Genomic DNA, 18,871 nt, shown 5'->3' on the forward strand with positions numbered 1-18,871 from the left:
CGTCTTCCTGTGCCGTGCGGTCGCGGCACCCCCATGACTCCGCCGTCCGGGGGCGCCTCCCGCAGCGGCGCGCCCAGCACCGTCCCCGTACTGAAGGACTGCCCCCATGAACGAGCCGCACGACACATCCACTCCGGCGTCTTCGCAGCCGCGGCCCCCCGAGGCCGCCGCGGCCACCGGGACAGAGGGGACGGATCCGGCGCCGCACCGGACGCTGGCCGAACTGTTCGGCGCGTGGGTGACGCGCACGCCCGAGGCGCCCGCGCTGACCGACGGCCGACGGACGTGGTCCTACCGTGAGCTGGCGGCCCGGAGCTGGCGGCTCGCCGCCGAACTCATGCGGCGCGGAGCGGGCCCCGAACGGACCGTGGCCCTGGTCCTGCCGCGCTCCATGGAACTGATCGCCGCCGAACTGGCCGTGTCCCTGGTGGGCGCGGCCTTCCTGCCCGTGGACCCCGACTACCCCGCCGAGCGGCGCGCGTTGATGCTGGACGACGCCGGGCCCGCAGTGGTCCTGGACGACCTGCGCCGAGTCCGCGACGTGATGGAGACCGCGCAGAGTACGGGCGAGGCGCGGGGTACGGACGATGCGCAGGGTATGGCCGTCGCGGACGGCGCGGACGCCGGGGGAGCGCACGCCGAAGTGCCGGGCACGTCGGTCGGCGTCGACCATGCCGGCTACGTCATATACACCTCCGGTTCGACCGGCAGGCCCAAGGGCGTGACGGTCACCCACCGGGGCATCGCGGGCTTCGTCGAGGCCGCAGCGGAGCGGTACGCGGTGGGGCCGGGCGATCGTGTGCTCCAGTTCTCCTCACCCAGCTTCGACGCCTCCGTGCTCGAACTGTTCATCTCGGTGCTGACCGGCGCCACCCTCGTGGTCCCGCCGGACGGGCCGTGGCTCGGCGACGAACTCGCCGCGGTCCTGGACGAGTTCCGCATCAGCCACACCCTCATCCCGCCGGCCGCCCTCGCCACCCTGCCTCCCCCCGGCCCCGGCGGCGCGTCCCACCTGCGGACGCTCATCGTGGGCGCCGAGGCCTGCCCGGCGAACCTCGTCGACGCCTGGGCACCCGGCCGCCGGATGATCAACTCCTACGGTCCGACCGAGGCCACCATCGTCGCTTCCTGGACCGGGCCCCTCGCCGCCGGATGCGGCACCCCCACGATCGGCGGCCCGCTGCCCGGCACCCGCGCCCACGTCCTGGACGCGGACATGCGGCCGGTGCCCCCCGGCGGTGACGGCGAACTGTTCGTGGGCGGCGACGGCGTGGCCCGCGGCTACCTCAACCGGCCAGGACTGACCGCGGGACGCTTCGTCGCCGACCCCTTCGGCCCGCCCGGCGCCCGCCTCTACCGCACCGGGGACCGGGCCCGCTGGACCGCCGACGGCGAACTGGAGTACCTCGGCCGGGTCGACCGCCAGGTGAAGGTGCGCGGCTTCCGCATCGAACCCGGCGAGGTCGAGGCGGCACTCCTTGCCCACACCGGCGTGCGCGAGGCCGTGGTCGTGGTGCGCGAGGACGAGCCGGGACGGCGCAGGCTCGTCGGCTACGTCACGGGGGTCGACGGTGCCGAACAGGCCCCGGGCCCGGCGGAGTTGCGGGCCTTCGCGGCCGCGGCGCTGCCCGCGCACATGGCGCCCTCCGCAGTCGTCGTCCTCGACGAACTCCCGCTCACCCCGCAGCACAAGATCGACCGGCGTGCCCTGCCCGCCCCCGCGCATGCCTCCGCGCCCGGCCGCGTTCTGCCGCGTACCCCCGCGGAGCAGGCCCTCGCGGGCATCTGGGCCGACGTCCTCGCCGTCGAAGCCGTGGGCGTGGAGGACGACTTCTTCGACCTCGGCGGCGACTCGATCCTGGCGGCGCGGACCCTGTCCCGCATCCGTGACGAGCTGGGCGTCCGCCTCCTCCTGCGGGACGTCTTCACCGCACGCAACGTCGCGGCGCTCGCACCCCTGCTCGGCGACCCGGCCGCCGCCGTGGCCCCGGAGCCCATACCGGCCGCCCCGCACGACCGGCCGCTCCCGCTGTCGAGCGCGCAGCGGCGCCTGTGGTTCCTCGACGACCTCAGCGACGGCGGCACCGAGTACAACACCGGCGTGGCGGTGCGGCTGCGCGGAGACCTCGACACCGCGGCACTGCGCCGGGCCCTGGACCGTCTTGCCGCCCGCCACGCATCGCTGCGCACCACGTTCGCCACCGTCGACGGGCAGGGCGTACAGCGGGTGAGCCGCGAGTCCGTCCTGCCGCTGCGCACCGCCGACGTGCGGCAACTGCCCGCCGAGCAGCGCGCCGAGGCCGCGGAGCGGCTCCTCGCCGACGAGTTGAGCCGCCCCTACGACCTGGAGGCGGGGCCGCTGACCCGGGCCCTTGTCGTCCACCGCGCCGCCGCCGACCATCTGTTGCTGCTTGCCCAGCACCACATCGTCACCGACGGCTGGTCGGTGGGCATCCTGACCCGGGAACTGACCGCGCTCTACCGCGCGGAGGTCGCCGGCACACCGGACACGCTGCCCGCGGCGGGGGTGCAGTACCCCGACTTCGCCGTGTGGGAGCACGAGCGGTCCGGCGGCGGCGACGGCCAGGCCGAGGACCTCGCGTACTGGAAACGGCACCTGACGGGGATGCAGCAACTGGAGCTGCCCACCGACCGGCCGCGCCCCGCGGTGCGCACCACCGTGGGCGCCGCGCACCGCCACCGGCTCCCGGCCGGACTGATCGCCGATCTGCGGAGGCTCGCCGGAGGCCGCGGCACCACCGTCTTCACGCTGTTCGCCGGAGCGGCGGCCGTGCTGTTCTCCCGCTACTCCGGACAGCGCGACGTGGCGTTCGGCACCGTCACCAACGGCCGAGGCCGCCGGGACCTGGAGGAGGTCACCGGCTTCTTCGCCAACACCGTGGTGCTGCGCGAAGAGGTCGACGACACGATGACCGTCGACGGGTTCGTGGAAAGCATGCGCGCGACCGTCCTCGACGCGTTCGCTCACGACGGGGTGCCGTTCGACCGCGTCGTCGAGGAACTCGCGCCGCCCCGCGACCCGAGCCGCACCCCCTTGGTGCAGGCCCTCGTCGTCCAGCAGACCGCCGCGGACCTTCCCGCAGACTGCGGTGGGGTGCGCGTCGAGGAGCACCCGCTGCCGCGCCCGGCCGCGCGCTTCGACCTGGTCCTGGAATTCTCGCCGAAGCCGGACGGCGGCTGCGAGCTGACGGTCGAGTACAACACCGACCTGTTCGGGGAGGCCACGGTCGCCCGCATGAGCGGTCATCTGCACCGCCTCCTCGAAGGCATGGTGGAGGGCCCGCACCGGACCCTGGCCGAGCTGCCGCTCCTGTCGGAGGACGAGCGGCGCACCCTGCTCGAATCCTGGAACCCGCCCACGCCCGCCGGTCAGGATCAGCGCGGTGACGGCGCGCTGCCGTCACTGTTCGAGGCGCAGGTGGCGCGCACCCCCGACCGCACCGCCGTACGCTGCGGCGCAACGCGGCTGGACTACGCCGAGGTGAACCGGCGCGCCAACCGGCTCGCCCGCCTCCTGGTCGCGCGCGGCGCCGGACCCGAGACGCTCGTGGCGATGTGCCTGCCCCGCACCGCCGACCTCCTGCCCGCCCTGTGGGCGGTCCTGAAGTCCGGTGCGGGCTATCTGCCCGTGGATCCCGCGTATCCGCGCGAGCGCATCTCCTTCATGCTCGACGACTCCTCGCCGGCCCTCGTGCTGGCCGCCCGGGAGACCGCGGACGCGCTGCCCGACGGATGCGCTCCGCTGATCATCGAGGAGTGCCTGGCCGACGAGACCCTGGACCCGGCCGACGCCGCCCTCGCCGACGCAGACCCGGCCGACGCGGATTCGACCGATGCCGACCTGACCGACGCCGACCGCCTGCGGCCCTTGCTCCCCGACCACCCCGCGTACGTCATCTACACCTCGGGCTCGACCGGCCGCCCCAAGGGAGTCGTGGTCACCCACCGCAGCGTCGCCGCGCTCGCAGCCTGGGCGGGGGAGCGGTTCGGCGCCCACCGTCTCGCGCACGTGGTGGCCTCCACGTCCCTCAACTTCGACGTGTCCGTCTTCGAGTTGCTCTGCCCGCTGCTCGCGGGCGGAAGCGTCGAGGTGGTCGCCGACCTGACGGCGCTCGCCGACGCCGACGGGCCCGGGAGGGCCGGCCTCCTCAGTGGCGTGCCGTCGGTGGTCTCCCGGATGCTCACCGCGGGCGGCGCGCCCCTTGAGGCCGACACGGTCGTCCTCGCGGGCGAGGCGCTGCTCGCGCAGACCGTACGCGACCTGCGCGAGGCCATGCCGTCCTGCGAGGTGGCCAACATCTACGGCCCCACCGAGGCCACCGTCTACGCCACCGCCTGGTTCGCGGGCGAGGAGGTGCCCGGCCAGTCCCCGCCCATCGGCAGGCCCGTGGCCCGTACCCGCGCCTACGTCCTCGACCGGCTCCTTCGGCCCCAACCCCCGGGCGTGACGGGCGAGTTGTACCTGGGCGGCGGCGGCCTCGCGCGCGGCTACCTGCGGCGCCCCGGCCTGACCGCCGCCCGCTTCCTCGCCGACCCGTTCGCGCTGCCGGGGGAGCGCATGTACCGCACCGGGGACCTGGCGCGCTGGACCGCCGACGGCGAACTGGAGTACCTCGGTCGGATCGACCAGCAGGTCAAGGTGCGCGGCTTCCGCATCGAACTCGGCGAGGTCGAGGAGGCGTTGCGCGGTTGCGCGGGCGTGGCGGAGAGCGCCGCCACCGTCGTGGAGAGGGACGGCCACCGGCGTCTGGCCGGCTATGTCGTCCCGGCTCCGGGGGCGCGTCCCGAACCGGAGGCGCTGCGCAGGACGCTCGGCCGCACTATGCCCGACTACCTGGTCCCCGCGACCGTCACGGTGCTGTCCGCGCTCCCGCTGAACCCCAACGGCAAGCTGGACCGCGGCCGCCTCCCGGCACCGGCGCCCGCCGGGCACGTCACCCGGCACGTCGCGCCCCGCACCCCCACCGAGCGGGTACTCGCCGGGATCTGGGCCCATGTGCTGCGTGTGCAGCGGGTCGGCACCGACGACAACTTCTTCGCCCTCGGCGGCGACTCCATCCTCAGCATCCAAGTCGTGGCCCAGGCCCGGCAGGCGGGACTCACGCTGACCTCCCGTGACGTCTACCGGCACCAGACCGTCGCCGCCCTCGCCCGCTGCGCGGACGCCTCCGGACCTCGCAGAACCGCGGCCCCGGCCGTCGTGGCCGCCACCGGCACGGCACCGCTGACCCCCATCCAGCGCTGGCTGTTCGACAGCGAGGGCGAACGTGCCGGGTACCTCGCAACCGCGAGCGAGCGGGCGGGCCGCTTCGCGCAGACCCTGTCCACGGAGCTGACCGGCACCGTCGACGCGGCGGCCCTGGAGCACGCACTCAACGACGTCGTCGCCCACCATGACGCGCTGCGCTCCCGCTTCCCCGGCGTCGTCGGAGGGCCGGGCGGCGCCCGGTGGCACATCGACGCAACCATGCCCCGGCTGCGCCTGACCCACCACACCGGCCCCGGCACCGACACACCGCACCTCGGCCCCTTCGACCTCGACCACGGCCCCCTGGTGCGCGCCGTCCTGCACGACCGGGGCGATGGCCTGCCCACCGTCCTGCACCTGGCCGTCCACCACCTCGTGGTCGACGGCGTCTCCTGGCGCGTCCTCCTTGAGGACCTCGACCGGGCCTACCGCGCCCGCCGCGAGGGCCGCGACGGGATCGCGGCGCTGCCCGCCAAGACCTCGCCGCTGCGACACTGGGCCCGACGCCTGACCGCCCACGCCGCCGAGGGCGGCTTCGACGACGAGGCGGTGTACTGGACCCGGGCCACCGCGGGCGCCGCGGCCGATCTGCCGCGGGACCTGACGGGCGCCGACACCTACGCCTCGGTGCGCTCGGTGACCGTACGCCTGACCGCCGAGGACACCGCCGCGCTGCTGCGTACGCTGCCGGACACCTATCGCACCCGGGTGAACGACGTGCTGCTGAGTGCGCTTGGCAGGGTGCTGTGCGCGTGGACCGGACACGAGCGCGTGCTCGTGGACGTCGAGGGGCACGGCCGCGAGGAACTCTTCTCCGACGTCGACACCAGCCGTACGGTCGGCTGGTTCACCACCCGCCACCCCGTCGCCCTCGCCGTCGCGCCGGACGCGAGCTGGGACGCCGTGCTCAAGCAGGTGAAGGAACAGCTGCGCGCGGTGCCCCGGCACGGTCTGGGGCACGACGTCCTGCGGTACCTGGCCAAGACCGGCGTGCTGCCGCCCGCGCCCGCCGCGCAGGTCAGCTTCAACTACCTCGGGCGGTTCGGTGTCGGTGACGAGTCGGACGGCCTCTACGGCGGTGTGTTCCGTCCGCTGGAGCTGGACGCCGACCCGCTCGCCGCCCGCCCCCACCCGCTGGAGATCGTGGGCCAACTAGACGGCGAAGAGCTGGAGTTCACCTGGTTCTACTCCGCCGCACTGCACCAGGAGTCCACTGTCACCGGCCTCGCCGCGCGGTTCGCCGACGCGCTGGCCGACATCGCCCTGCACGCGGCCACCCCCGGCACCGGCGGGCGCACCCCGTCGGACTTCCCGTTGGTGGAGCTCGACCAGGCGGCCGTGGACCGGATCACGGGCGTCGACCCCCGCGCCGTGGAGGACGTCCACCCGCTCACACCCACCCAGGCGGGCATGCTCTTCCACGGTCTGTCGCAGGACGACCGGCGCGTCTACTTCCAGCAGTTGTCGTTCGTCCTGGACGGCGTGTCCGACCCCGAGGCGTTCGCGGCGGCCTGGCAGCAGGTCACGGACCGCACGCCCGTGCTCCGCGGCGACGTCGTGTGGCAGGACGTCCCCGAGCCGCTCTTCGTGGTGCGGCGGCACGCGACCGTCCCCGTCACCCACCTCGACTGGCGCGAGCTGAGCGAGGACGACCGGGAGACAAGGCTCCGGGACTTCCTCGCCCAGGACCGCGAGCGCGGCGTCGACCTCACCCCGGCCCCGCTCCAGCGCCTGGCCCTCGCCCGGCTCTCCGACACCTCCGTGCGGGTGGTGTGGTCCTTCCACCACCTGATCCTCGACGGCTGGAGCCTCTTTCACGTCCTGTCCGACGTGTTCGCCGGCCATGCCAGGATCACCGGTGCGCCGGGCGCCGACGACTCCCTCACGGCGAGGCCCGACCGGCGTCCGTACCGCGACTACGTGGCCTGGCTGCGCGAGCGCGACACGGCGGAGGCCGAACAGCACTGGCGGGACCGCCTCTTGGGCCTGAGTGAGACCACCCCGCTGCCCTACGACCGCGAGCCGAGCGAGAGCCACCGCGCCGAGTCCACGGACGCGGTCCGCGTCACCGTGCCCGAGGCCACGAGCCGGGCGCTCGAAGACCTCGCGAGGGCGGAAGGGCTGACCGTCAACACCCTTGTCCAGGGCGCGTGGGCGGTGCTCCTGAGTCGGCAGGCGGGCCGGGCCGACGTGGTGTTCGGCACCACCGTCTCCGGGCGGCCGCCCGAGCTGCCCGGCGCCGAGGACATGGCCGGCCTCTTCATATCGACCCTGCCCACCCGGGTCGCCGTGGCGGGCGAGGGCACCCTCCTCGACTGGCTGCGCGACCTCCAGCGCGGCCAGAGCGAGGACCGCCGCTTCGACCACGTACCGCTCACGCGGATGAAGGCGCTCACCGAACTGCCCGAACGGGCCGCGCTGTTCGACAGCATCGTGGTCTTCGAGAACTATCCGGTCGACGACGACCTCGCCGCCGCCCACGGGCTGCGGCTGAGCGGGCTCGACGGCATCGAGACCACCAACTACCCGCTCAGCCTCGTGGCGTACCCCGGGACGGAACTGGCCTTGAGGGTCGGCTATGACCCCGAGCTGTTCGACGCCGCCACCGTCGCGCGGATGGCCGAGTACCTGACCGTCCTCCTGGACGGCATGACGGCCGGGCCACAGTGCGCGCCCGCGCGGCTGCCCCTGCTGACGCCCGCCCGCCACCACCAGGTGCTCGAGACGTGGAACGACACCGCCGCGCACGCCCCGGACGTCACCGCGGCGGACCTGTTCGCCGCACAGGTGCGCCGCACGCCCGACGCCGTCGCCCTGGAAGCCGGGGACGAACGGCTCACCTACGGAGAGCTGGACGGCCGGGCCGCGGCGCTCGCCACCCGGCTCATCGCGCTCGGCGTCACGCCGGAAGTCCCGGTGGGCGTCCTGATGGACCGTTCGGTCACCCTCGTCGTCGCGCAGCTCGCCCTCGCACGCACCGGCGGCGTGTACGTCCCGCTGGACGGCAGGGCACCGTACGAGCGGCTGAGGCGCATGCTCACCGACGTGGGTGCGGCGCTGCTGCTCACCGACGGCTCGTGGCAGGAGCGCGCGCGGGACGTGCTGCCGGACGGCACGGTGCTGCGTGTCGACGGCGACCTCGACGCCGCCTCCAGCGGGCCGGACATCCCCCTCGTGCACCCCGACAACGTCCAGTACGTGATGTTCACATCGGGCTCCACCGGCCTCCCCAAGGGCGTCGCCGTACGCCACCGGGACGTCGCCGCGCTCGCCCTCGACCGTGCCTTCGCCGGGCACGAGCGGGTCCTCGTGCACTCCCCGCACGCCTTCGACGCCTCGACGTACGAGCTGTGGGTGCCGCTGCTGCACGGCGGAACGGCGGTGCTCGCGCCGCCGGGCGACCTGGACGCCGCCGCCGTACGCCACGCGATCACCGAGCAGAGTGTGCGGTGCCTGTGGCTCACCGCCGGACTCTTCCGTCTGCTCGCCCAGGAGGACCCGACCTGTCTGCGCGGTGCCACCGAGGTGTGGACCGGCGGTGAGGCCGTGCCCGGCGCGGTGGTCGCGCGGGTCCTTCAGGCCTGCCCCGGCCTGACCGTCGTCGACGGCTATGGCCCCACCGAGACCACCACGTTCGCCACCCGGCGCCCCTTCCGCGCGGGCGACCCGCTGCCCGCGGTGCTGCCCATCGGACGGCCCTTGGACAACACCCGGGTGTACGTCCTCGACGACGCGCTGCAGCCCCAACCGCCGGGCATTCCGGGTGAGTTGTACGTCGCGGGTGCCGGTCTGGCCCGAGGCTACGCCGGGCTGCCCGGGGACACCGCCGCCCGCTATCTCGCCGACCCGTTCGGCCGGCCCGGCACCCGCATGTACCGCACCGGCGACATCGTGCGCTGGAGCGGGGACGGCGAACTGCACTTCGTGGGGCGCGCGGACGACCAGATCAAGATCCGTGGCTTCCGGGTCGAGCCCGCCGAGATCGAGGCCCGTCTTACGGCACAGACGGCCGTCGCCGAAGCGGTCGTTTCCCTGTACGAGCAGGTCGGACGCAAACGCCTGGCCGCCCACCTCGTCCTTGCCCCGGGCGCGCCGGTTCCGCCCGCGGCCGAACTGCGCGCCCGGTTGGCTGCGGACCTGCCGGACTACATGCTGCCCGCCGCCTTCGTCACCGTGCCGGAACTGCCCCTGACGGCCAACGGCAAGGTGGACCGGCGCAGGCTGCCCGAGCCCGACTGGACCGCGACGGGCGACGCGGCCTACCGGGCGCCGCGTGCCGGTGCTGAGCAGATACTCAGCGAGATATGGGCGGAACTGCTCGGCGTGGCACGTGTAGGCGCCGACGACAACTTCTTCATGCTGGGCGGCGATTCGATCCTCAGCATCCAGGTCGTCTCGCGTGCCCGCGCCGCCGGTCTCGCCCTCACCCCGCGCGACCTGTTCCGGCACCCCAGCATCGCCGCTCTCGCAGCCGCCGGCGGTACCGCCGCACCCGTCGCCGGTACCGACCCGGTGGCCGGGCAGGTCGCGCTCACGCCCATCCAGCACTGGTTCCTGGATGCGGGGCCACACCGCCCGGAGTTCTTCAACCAGTCCGTCGTCGTGGAGACCGCCGAGGACGTCGACGTCGACGCCCTGCGCCGCGCGCTCGCCGCCCTCTGGACGCACCACGACGCCCTGCGCGCCAGCTTCGGCAGGCAGGACGACGGCGCGTGGCGGCAGACCTGCGCCGACGCCGAAGCCGCAGCACCCGAACTGCTCGAAGTCCATGACTTGAGCGGCCTGGATGCGGCGGCGGCCGAGGACACCGAGTCCCGCCTCACGGCCGAGGCGCACGCCTCCTTCTGCCTCGACACCGGCCCGCTCCTCACCGCCCGCCTGTTCACCGGAGCCCGCCCACGGCTTCTCCTGACGGTGCACCACCTGGTGGTCGACGGCGTCTCCTGGCGCGTACTCCTGGAGGACCTGGACACCGCCTACCGGCAGGCGCGCGCCGGGGAAGGGGTACGACTCGCCGAGCGCACCACCTCCGTCCAGGAGTGGGCGCGCCGCCTGCGCGCGCACACCGCATCCGGAGGCTTCGCCGCACAGCGCGCACACTGGCAGGACGTGTCCCGGCACTGCGCCGCACCGCTGCCCGTCGACCACCCGGACACCGGGGGCCAGGGCAACACCATGGCCGACGTCCGCGAGGTCACCGTACGACTCGACAGGCCGCGCACCGACGCGCTGCTGCGCGAGGTCCCCGGCACCTACCGCACGCGGATCGACGACGCCCTGCTGGCCGCCCTCGGCCGGGTCCTCGCCGGGTGGACCGGACGGGGGACCGTCGCCGTCGGCCTGGAGGGGCACGGTCGTGAGGACCAGCTGTTCGACGACGTCGACCTGTCGCGCACGGTCGGCTGGTTCACCTCCCTGTATCCGGTCGCGCTCGACGTGCCGGACGGGGACTGGGGCACCGCCCTGAAGGCCGTGAAGGAACAGCTGCGTTCGGTCCCCGACCGGGGCATCGGCTACGGCGCGCTGCGTCACCTGGACACGGACGGGGGGCTCACCGGCGCGCCCGAGGCCGGCGTCAGCTTCAACTACCTGGGCCGGTTCGGCTGGAACGGCGGGGCCCGGGGCGTTGACGACGGCGCGCTCGTGCGCTCCGTGCCCGGCGGGCTCGACGGCGCCGAGGCCCCCGAGTCGGTGCGCCCGCACCTGCTCGACGTGGTTGCCCGCGTCGAGGACGACCGCTTGGAGATCACCTGGTACTACAACCACCGGACGCACCGCGAGGAGACCGTCGCGGGCCTCGCGTCCGGCATGCTCCACGCCCTGGAAGGCATCGTCGCCCACTGCGCCGAGCCCGGCGCCGGAGGCCGCACCCCGTCGGACTATCCGCTGGCCCGCCTGGACCAGGCGGCCCTCGACCGGATCGTGGGGGACGGCCGCGCCGTCGCGGACCTCTACCCGCTGACGCCGATGCAGGCGGGCATGCTGTTCCACAGCCTCCTGGACCCGGACGGCCGCACCTATGTCAACCAGGTCCAGCTGGTGCTGGGCGGCGTCACCGACCCGCACGCCCTGGCCGAGGCCTGGCAGCACACGGCGGATGCCAACCCGGTCCTCCGTACCCGCCTGGAGTGGCAGGAGACCGCCGAACCCCTCCAGGTCGTGCAGCGGCACGCCACCGTGCCCGTCACCCACCACGACTGGACGGCATGGTCCGCCGAGCGCCGCGAGCAGGAGATGGACCGGCTGCTCGCCGCGGACCGTGCGGCCGGCGTCGACCTGGGGGCGGCACCGCTGATGCGGCTCACCCTCATCAGGCTGTCGCCGGACCGGGTGCGGATGGTGTGGACGTTCCACCACGTGCTGCTCGACGGGTGGAGCGCGGCCCAGGTCTTCGACGAGGTCTGCGAGCGCTACGCCGCGCTGACCACCGGACGCCGCCCCGAGGTTCCCGACCGGGCGGCCTTCGCCGACTACCTGGGCTGGCTGGACGACCAGGACCACGAGCAGGCCGAACAGTACTGGCGCACCGTCCTCGCCGGGTTCACCGCGCCGACGGAGCTGCCCCGGGACCACAGGACCGCCGAGGCGCACCGCGCCTCTTCGTCCGGTTCGGTCCGCGTGACGCTCGACGCCGACGTGTCGGCGCGGCTGCGGGACACCGCACAGCAGGCCGGTCTTACCGTCAACACCATGCTCCAGGGCGCCTGGTCGCTGCTTCTCTCCCGCTACGGCGGCGGTGACGACGTGGTGTTCGGCACGACCGTGTCCGGGCGCCCGGGTGACCTGCGGGGTGTGACCACCATGGTCGGCCTGTTCATCAACACACTGCCGACCCGGGTACGCGTCGACGGACAGCGGCGCCTCCTCGACTGGCTCGGTGATCTCCAGGCCGCCCAGTCGGAGTCCCGGCGCCACGACTTCGTCTCCCTCGCCCAGCTCCAGACCTGGAGCGACATTCCCGGCGGCACCAGCCTGTTCGACAGCATCGTGGTCTTCGAGAACTACCCGTTCGACGCGGACGCCCTGGCCCGGCACGGCCTGGCCATCGACCAGGAACGCGACGTGCAGCCGACCAACTATCCGCTCACGGTGGTGATTTCGCCCGGCGAGCGGCTCTCCGTCGAACTCGGTTATGACCCGCGGTACTTCGAGGAGTCGACGGCTCGCTCCCTGGCGGACCAGCTGCTGCATACGTTGCACGCGCTGGCGGATGCGACGGACTCCACGCGTCTGGACGCTGTCGATGTGCTGCCGCCCGCGGAGCGGTTGCGGTTGCTGGCGGGTGCGGCCCGTCCGGCGATCGAGTCGGTCGTGCCGGTGACTCTGCCTGCTCTGGTGGAGGCGGCGGTGGATCGTGCTTCGGACGCTCTGGCGTTGGAGGCGCCCGGCTTGTCGCTGTCGTTCGCGGAGTTGGAGGCGCGGGCGAATGTGCTGGCGCACCGGCTCATTGCGCAGGGTGTGGGGCCCGGTGATCTCGTGGCTCTCACGCTGCCGCGTTCGGCGGAGATGGTCCTGGCCCAGGTGGCGGTCACCAAGGCGGGCGCCTCGTTTGTGCCGGTCGATCCCGGATATCCGGAGGAGCGGATCGCGCTGATGCTGCGGGACGCGGCGCCTGCACTGACCCTCGGGGTTGAAGACCTCAGCGGCCTGCTCACCGGCGACCAGGATCGGGAAGTGCAGCTCCGGCCCACTGACGCCGACCGTGTCCGTCCGTTGCGGCTCGATGATCCTGCGTACGTCATCTACACCTCGGGTTCGACGGGCACGCCCAAGGGCGTGGTCGTGACCCACCGGGGCCTAGCGGGCTTTGCCGCTGCCGAGGCCGCGCACTACCAGGTGAGTCCTGGCGACCGCGTCCTCGTGTTCGCGACGCCGAGCTTCGACGCTTCGGTGCTCGAACTGTGCATGTCCTTGCCGCAGGGGGCGAGCCTCGTAGTGCCGCCGCCGGGTCCGCTGCTGGGTGCCGAGCTGGCGCAGGTGTTGCGCGACGGGCGGATCACGCACGCGCTGCTGCCGCCTGCCGCGTTGGCCACGCTGCCGTCGGACACGCCCGGCAGGCTGCCCGACCTGAAGACCCTGACCGTTGGCGCCGATGCCTGCGGGGCCGAACTGGTCGAGCGATGGGCGCCGCACCACCGCCTCGTCAACTCCTACGGGCCGACCGAGGCCACCGTGGTCGCCACGTGGTCGGCTCCGCTGGAGGCGGACGGCACGGCCCCGCCGATCGGCAGGCGGCTGCCGGACACCGGCACCTACGTGCTGGACGCGCGGCTTCGGCCTGTCCCCGATGGCGTGCCGGGTGAACTGTGGCTCAGCGGGCCGTCGTTGGCCCGCGGCTACCTCAACCGGCCCGGTCTGACCGCCTCCCGCTTCACCGCCGACCCGTTCGGCCCGCCCGGCACCCGCATGTACCGCACCGGCGACCTCGTACGCCGCGACGCACACGGCGAACTGCACTACCTCGGCCGCACCGACCACCAGGTGAAGCTGCGCGGCTTCCGCATCGAACTGGGTGAGGTGGAGTCCGCCGTCGCCCGGCACCCACAGGTGTCCGCGGCCGCTGCCCAGGTGGTCGAACACGATGGCCACCAGCGCCTCGTGGCCTACGCGGTCCCCGACGGCGCCGACGTCCCGGACTCCGCCGAACTGCGCGACTTCCTCGCACGGACGCTGCCCGACCACCTGGTTCCGTCCGTGGTGGTGCCGCTGGAGCGGCTGCCGCTCGGCGCCACCGGCAAGCTGGACCGCCGGGCGCTGCCCGAACCGGTGTGGCCGGCCGGCGGCAACGGCAACGGGGACCACGCGCCGCGCACCGACGCCGAGAAGACGCTCGCCATCATCTGGTCCGAGGTGCTCCGTGTGCCCGACGTGGGCGTGCGCGACAACTACTTCACCCTCGGCGGCGACTCCATCCTCGGCATCCAGATCGTCTCCGCCGCCCGCCGGGCCGGCCTGGCCCTCACTCCCCGGCACCTGTTCCAGCACCAGACGGTCGCGGACCTGGCCGCGGCGGCCGAGGACCTGCCGACCACGGCGATCCGGGCCGAACAGGGCCCGGTCGTGGGCGAGACGCCACTGACCCCCGTACAGCACTATCTGTTCGACACCCTCACCGGCGACCCGGCGCGGCTCACCCAGACGGCCTGCCACCACCTGGCCGCCGACACCGACGCGACACTGCTGCGCGGCGCGCTCACCGCGGTCATCGAACACCACGACGCCTTGCGGCTGCGCTGCGAGAGGGGCGGCGGCGGGCAGTGGCACCAGCACATCGCCGCCCCAGGCGCCGCGGCCCACCTGGAGGTGCACGATCTGCCGCGGCGCACCCCCGAAGGCGCCGACGCGGTGCTGCACGAGCTGGCCGACCGCCTCAACGGCGGGTTCGACCTGACCGCAGGACCGCTGCTGAAGGCCGCGCTGTGCCGCCCCGACGGTGACAAGCGGCCCGTACTGCTGCTTGCCGCCCACCACCTGGTGGTCGACGCCGTGTCCTGGCACGTGATCCTGGAGGACCTGGACATCGCCTACCGCGCCCTGCGCGACGGGCATCCCGTGGACCTCGGGCCGAAGACCACGTCGTTCCGCGCGTGGGCGCACCGCCTCGTCGACCACACCGCCGAGGGCGGCTTCGACGACGAACTCGCCCACTGGGAGCGGGTGTCGGGGAGCGCCCCGCTGCCCGTCGACCTCTCCGGCGCCAACACCGCCGCCTGTGAGGAGACGGTGACGGTCCGCCTGGACCGAGAGGACACCCGCAGGCTGCTCCAGGACGTGCCCGACGCCTACCGCACCCGCGTCAACGACGTCCTGCTGTGCGCCCTGGGCCGGGTCGTGGCGCGCTGGACCGGACGGGACCGGGTGGAGGTCACGCTGGAGGGCCACGGCCGCGAGGAGCTGTTCGACGGCGTCGACCTGTCGCGTACGGTCGGCTGGTTGACGAGCGTGTACCCCGTCGCCCTCGACGTGCCCCGTCATGCCGACACCGGCTCCGCCCTGAAGTCCGTCAAGGAATGCCTGCGCGCCGTGCCGCGCGGCGGACTGGGATACGGTGCCCTGCGCCATCTGCACGCCACGGCGGGGGACCGGCTTCCCGGACTGCCCCAGCTCGGTTTCAACTACCTCGGGCAGCAGGACGGCAACACCCCGACGGGCGGTCTGCTGCACGCACCCCACGGCGGACTCATCGGGGGCATGGACCGTGCCGCCGAACGCCCGCACCTCATCGATGTCCTCGGCCATGTCACCGACAAGCGCCTGGAGTTCACCTGGTCGTACTCGCGCGAGGTGTACCGGCGCGACACCGTCGGCCGTCTCGCCGCCGAACTGGCCGAGGAACTGCGTGCCATCGTGCGGCACTGCGCCGAGCCCGGCGCCGGGGGCCGCACCCCGTCGGACTTCCCCCTCGCCCCGCTGGACCAGGAGACCGTGGATCGCCTGGTGGGCACCGGCCACGACATCGTGGACGTCTACCCGCTCACCCCCACCCAGTCCGGCATGGTCGTCCACGGCATGGATGACCCCGGCGGTGGGGTGTACACCGAACAGGTCACGTTCGTCATGGACGGCGTGCGCGACACCGGCCCGCTGGCCGCCGCCTGGCAGCACGTCGTCGACCGCACCCCGATGCTGCGCACCGCCGTGGTCCTCAGCGGCGTGCCCGTCCCGCTCCAAGCCGTGCACCGCGCGGCCACTCTGCCCGTCACCGAGTTCGACTGGAGCGCCCTGACGCCCGAGCGGCGCACGGCGGAACTGGAGCGGTTCCTCGCCGAGGACAAGGCCCGCGGCCTGGCCCTCGACGGCGTGCCGCTGCTGCGCGTCGCCCTGATCCGGCTCGCCCCGGACGAGGTACGCGTGGTGTGGACGTTCCACCACGTCCTGCTCGACGGCTGGAGCGTCTTCCACGTCCTGTCGGACGTCGTGGCCTGCCACTCCGCGCTCGCCGCGGGCGACGAGCCGCGCCTGCCGGACCGCCGCCCGTTCGCGGACTACGCGGCCTGGTTCGCCGGCCGCGACACCGCCCGCGCCGAGGAGCACTGGCGCACCGCCCTCGCCGGACTCACCGCCCCCACCGCCCTGCCCTACGACCGCAGGCCCGCCCTGGGTGCCACGGCCTCCTCCGGCACCTGGCTGTCGCAGCGGCTCGGCGAGGACTCCACCCGGCGGCTCCAGGAGTTCGCCCGCCTGCACCGGCTGACCCTCAACACCGTGGTCGAGGGCGCCTGGGCGCTGCTCCTCTCCCGATGGAGCGGCGAGCCAGAGGTCTGCTACGGGACCACCGTCTCCGGGCGGCCCTCGGACCTGCCCGGCGCCGACACCATCACCGGCCTGTTCATCACCACGCTGCCCGCTCGGGTCACTGTGGACGGGGGAGAGACGTGCGATGCGTGGCTGCGCCGCACGCAGGCCGCGCGGGCCGAGGACCGCCGCTTCGGCCACGTGGCGCTCACCCGTCTGCACGGCTTCAGTGAAGTGTCCGCAGGGACACCCCTGTTCGACAGTCTGCTCGTCTTCGAGAACTACCCGGTCGACGACAGCACCGCGGGTGCCCACGGAGTGCGGATGCGGGACCTGGAGGCCCGCGAGGCCACCAACTATCCGCTCACGGTAGTGATTTCGCCTGGGGAGCGGCTTTCCGTCGAACTCGGTTACGACCCCAGCTATTTCGAGGAGTCGACGGCTCGTTCTCTGGCCGATCAGCTGCTGCACACGTTGCACGCGCTGGCGGATGCGACGGACAGCACCTGCCTGGATGCTGTCGATGTGCTGCCGCCCGCGGAGCGGTCGCGGTTGCTGGCGGGTGTGGCCCGTCCGGCGATCGAGGCGGTCGCGCCGGAGACTCTGCCTGTCCTGGTCGAGGCGGCGGTGGACCGTGCTCCGGGCGCTGTGGCGTTGGAGGCGCCGGGTTTGTCGCTGTCGTTCGCGGAGTTGGAGGCGCGGGCGAACGTGCTGGCGCATCGGCTGATCGGGCGGGGTGTGGGGCCCGGTGATCTCGTGGCTCTGACGCTGCCGCGATCGGCGGAGATGATCCTGGCCCAGCTCGCGGTCACCAAGGCGGGCGCGGCGTTCGTGCCGGTCGATCCCGGATATCCGGAGGAACGCGTTGCGTTGATGCTGCGGGACGCTGCTCCCGCACTGACCGTGGGCGCCCAGGAGGTCGCGGACCTGCTCGGCGTCGTACCGGACGGCGAGCTCGGGCGTCGGCCCACGGATGCCGACCGGGTCCGTCCGTTGCGGCTCGATGATCCGGCGTACGTCATCTACACGTCGGGGTCTACCGGCACGCCCAAGGGTGTGGTGGTGACGCACCGGGGCCTCGCGGGCTTTGGCGCTGCCGAGGCCGCGCACTACCAGGTGAGCCCCGGGGATCGGGTCCTGGCGTTTGCCACGCCGAGCTTTGACGCTTCGGTGCTCGAACTGTGCATGTCGCTGCCGCAGGGGGCGAGTCTGGTGGTGCCTTCGCCGGGTCCGTTGCTGGGCGTCGAGTTGGCGCAGGTGCTGCGCGACGGGCGGATCACACACACGCTGCTGCCGCCTGCCGCGCTGGCCACGCTTCCGTCGGACACGCCCGGCACGCTGCCCGACCTGAAGACCCTGACCGTCGGTGCGGATGCGTGTGGGGCGGAGTTGGTGGCGCGGTGGGCGCCCCACCACCGCCTCGTGAATTCCTATGGGCCGACCGAGGCCACCGTGGTGGCTACGTGGTCGGCTCCGTTGGACGCGGATGGCACGGCTCCGCCGATCGGCAGGCGGTTGCCGGACACCGGTACGTATGTCTTGGACGCGCGGCTGAGGCCGGTCCCGGACGGGGTTGCCGGTGAACTGTGGCTCAGCGGGCCGTCGTTGGCGCGTGGCTACCTCAACCGGCCGGGCCTGACCGCGTCCCGTTTCACCGCCGACCCCTTCGGTGCGCCCGGTACCCGCATGTACCGCACCGGCGACCTCGTACGCCGCGACGCCGACGGCGAACTGCACTACCTCGGCCGCACCGACCACCAGCTCAAGCTGCGCGGCCATCGCATCGAAGCCGGCGAGGTCGAGACGGTCCTCACGCGGCACCCCGCCGTCCTGGACGCCGTGGTGACCGTGCGGGAGGACGAACCGGACCTGCCGCGTCTGGTCGCCCATCTCCTGGTCCTGCCGGGCGCCGAGCCCCCCGCCGCGGCCGAACTGCGCGTCCTCGCCGCGGGCGCCCTGCCAGGACCGATGGTGCCCTCCGCGTACGTCGTCATGGAGCGCTTCCCGCTCACCGACAACGGCAAGACCGACCGGGCCGCGCTGCCCGCGCCCGCCGCGGACCTGGCGGAGACGGCCGGGCATGTCGCACCCCGTACTCCCACGGAAGAGGTCCTGGCCGACATCTGGGAGGAGGTCATGCAGGCGGCGGTGGGCGTGGAGGACGACTACCTCCTGCTCGGCGGTGACTCCCTGCGTGCCCTGCGCATCGTCTCGCGGGCCAACGACGCCTTCGGCGTGAGCCTCACCCCCCGCGACGTCCTGGTCCACCGCACGGTCGCCGCCCTGGCCGACCTGGTGGAGGAACAGGTGCTGAGCGAACTCGAAGACGCCGCGCGCGGCGACAGCGACCACGACGAACTGTAAGGA

The 18,871-nt window shown here is 73.5% G+C and carries 1 protein-coding gene; it reads left to right on the forward strand.

Annotation, left to right across the window (positions count from 1 at the left end; translation table 11 throughout):
- The first annotated feature begins 106 nt into the window (after positions 1 to 106).
- A complete protein-coding gene (locus tag ACZ6BG_RS19770) occupies positions 107 to 18,868 on the forward strand; it encodes a non-ribosomal peptide synthetase (protein WP_469002849.1) in 18,762 nt (6,253 codons plus the stop codon).
- Positions 18,869 to 18,871 lie beyond the last annotated feature (3 nt).

It is taken from the genome of Streptomyces sp. NPDC041205 (assembly GCF_055591765.1).

Coding starts and splice junctions, on each gene's coding strand:
- ACZ6BG_RS19770 (WP_469002849.1), top strand. CDS start 107: ATGAACGAGCCGCACGACACATCCACTCCGGCGTCTTCGCAGCCGCGG.